Raw genomic sequence first — 2,232 nt, forward strand, 5'->3', positions numbered from 1 at the left:
ACAATCGCGAGGCACCGCTCCTGGCGCGGCTCATTGGAGACGCGACGGTCGAGCAGCTTGTTCCAGAGACGAAGTCGACGTCAGAGCGAAGCGTCGACGCGGGTCCGCACGAACATCAAAGTGCTCTCGACGGACCCGGGTCGACGCTGCGCTCTGACCACGGCTTCGGTGAGGGTTTGTCGGTTCGAGCACACGAGCAGGAGTGGATCGTCGTGATCGACGGTGCGCGCGCGTCGGACATCGCGCGGTGGTCCGACGAAGGGTTGTGCCAGCCCCAGGATGCGACGAGTGCTGCGGTCGTTCCGTTGCTTGGTATAGAGCCCGGGCAGACCGTGCTCGATCGCTGCTGCGGCGTGGGCACCAAGACGCAGCAACTCTCCGAAGCCGCGGGCGAAACCGGTCGCGTATTCGCGGTCGACAGTCACGGGGCACGGATCAGCACGCTCCGCAAGCTCGCGAAGCAGCGGCCCTCGATGGGCAACGTCACGGCCAAGCGGGCGGAGTGGTCGTTCGACTTCCCCGACGACTGGCCCGAGCGGTTCGACCGCATCCTCATCGACGCCCCGTGCTCCAACAGCGGCGTCCTCGCACGCCGGGCCGACGCCCGGTACGCCCAGACGGACGAGGCCGAATTGCGCGACATCCAGAATTCACTTCTCGACGACGTCTGGCCGCTGCTGGCAGAAGGTGGCCGGGTCGTTTACGCGACGTGCAGCATCTGGCCGGAGGAGAACGACCGGATCGTCGACGCGTTCGTCAGCCGAACGCCCGGCGTGAAGGTTGTTGATCGTCACACCTGGCTGCCGAGCTTCAAAACCGACGACCCGACCCGCTACCGCGACGGCGGTTACGCGGCGGTGCTGGAACGGGCATAGCTCCGCACAATCCTGAGCATCGTCTCGATGCCGACGGCGAGCGCGTCGTCGGTGAAGTCGAACCGATCGGTGTGGAGCGCCGGATAGTCGTCGCAACCTTCTGGCAGAAGGCCGATGAGGAAGAAGCAGCCGGGCACGCGTTCGAGGAAGTAGGAGAAGTCCTCGCCGCCCATCGCAGGTCGGTCGGCCGGCAGGTAGCGGTCACCCGCGACGCGGCGGACGAGCTCCGTCATCGCCGGGTCGTTGACCGTCGGCGGATAGCCGTCGTTCCAGGTGAACGCGACGTCACACCGCCCCGCCGATGCTGCGGCTTCGAGGCGTCGTCGCATGGCGTCGCGGGCGTGCTCGCGTGTCTCCGGCAAGAGCGTTCGGCACGTCCCGCCGACGACGGCCTCGCCTGGTATCACGTTGTTCGCGGTGCCGGCGTGGAACCGGGTCACCGACAGCACGGCCGAGTCGGTCGGGTCGATCTCGCGACTGACGAGTTGCTGCAGGTCCGTCACCGCACCGGCCGCGACGACGAGCGGATCGCGCGTGAAGTGCGGGAACGCCGCGTGTCCGCCTTGCCCTGTGAAGACCGCCTCGAACGTGTCCGTCGCCGCCAGCAGTGGGCCGGGCTTGGATGAGACGCAACCAACCGGCAGCATCGGCCAACCGTGAAGTCCGAACGCCGCCTCGACCTTCGGCCCGAACGCCGACGTCCCGTCGAGCACGCCGGCTTCGCACAGACGTCGTCCACCGCCGCCGCCCTCTTCGGCCGGTTGCCAGACGAGCTTGATGCAGACGTCAAGCTGCTCGTCGACCAGCGCCGCCGCGACGCCGAGCAGGTTGGCCGTGTGGCCGTCGTGGCCGCAGGCGTGCATGACGCCCTCGCGCTCGCTGGCATAGTCCAGGCCAGTCCGTTCGACGATCGGCAGCGCGTCGATGTCGGCCCGCAGCAGGATGCACGGTTTGCTCGTGTCGCCGAGCACCGCGATGGTCGCCGTCGGCGCGTCGTCCGGCCCGGCGACGTGATCGATCTTCAGCCGATCCAGCTCCCCCCGAATCAACGCGGCCGTGTCGTGTTCCTCGTAGCCGAGCTCCGGAATGCGATGCAGCTGGCGACGCAGCGTGGCCGCGTGTTCGGAAAGGCTTGCAACATCGGCCATGGGACAAGCCTACCCGTACCGTCGGCCCATGCGACTCGTCCGCTGCCTGCACGAAGGTTCGCCCGTCCACGCCATCGACCGCGGCGAACGTCTCGCCCTGATCGACAGTCCGTTCACGCAAGGCCTGACCGGCACCGTCATCGATCGCCCAGCCACGCTGCTCGCTCCGATCGTGCCGACGGACATTCTGTGCATCGGGCTCAACTACG

General features: G+C 67.7%; 3 protein-coding genes. 2 read left to right on the forward strand and 1 reads right to left on the reverse strand.

What is annotated here, in order from left to right:
* On the forward strand, window positions 1–875 hold an 875-nt coding region (locus AAGI46_16935), incomplete at its 5' end, for an RsmB/NOP family class I SAM-dependent RNA methyltransferase (GenBank protein MEM1013893.1).
* Here the strand turns inward: AAGI46_16935 and AAGI46_16940 are convergent.
* Window positions 848–2,023 carry a M20 family metallopeptidase gene (locus AAGI46_16940; GenBank protein ID MEM1013894.1) on the reverse strand — a complete coding sequence of 392 codons (1,176 nt, stop codon included), beginning with the start codon at window positions 2,021–2,023 and terminating at the stop codon, window positions 848–850. The genes AAGI46_16935 and AAGI46_16940 overlap by 28 nt on opposite strands.
* Before the next feature lie 28 nt (window positions 2,024–2,051).
* Between AAGI46_16940 and AAGI46_16945 the strand changes: the two genes are divergently transcribed.
* Window positions 2,052–2,232, forward strand: a 181-nt coding sequence (locus AAGI46_16945) for a hypothetical protein (GenBank protein MEM1013895.1), incomplete at its 3' end; no start/stop codon positions are given.

The organism is Planctomycetota bacterium, assembly GCA_038746835.1.
Taxonomy (GTDB): domain Bacteria; phylum Planctomycetota; class Phycisphaerae; order Tepidisphaerales; family Tepidisphaeraceae; genus JBCDKH01.

Excerpts from the sequence above, each read along its gene's own strand:
- AAGI46_16940 (MEM1013894.1), bottom strand. The coding sequence starts at position 2,023 with ATGGCCGATGTTGCAAGCCTTTCCGAACACGCGGCCACGCTGCGTCGC.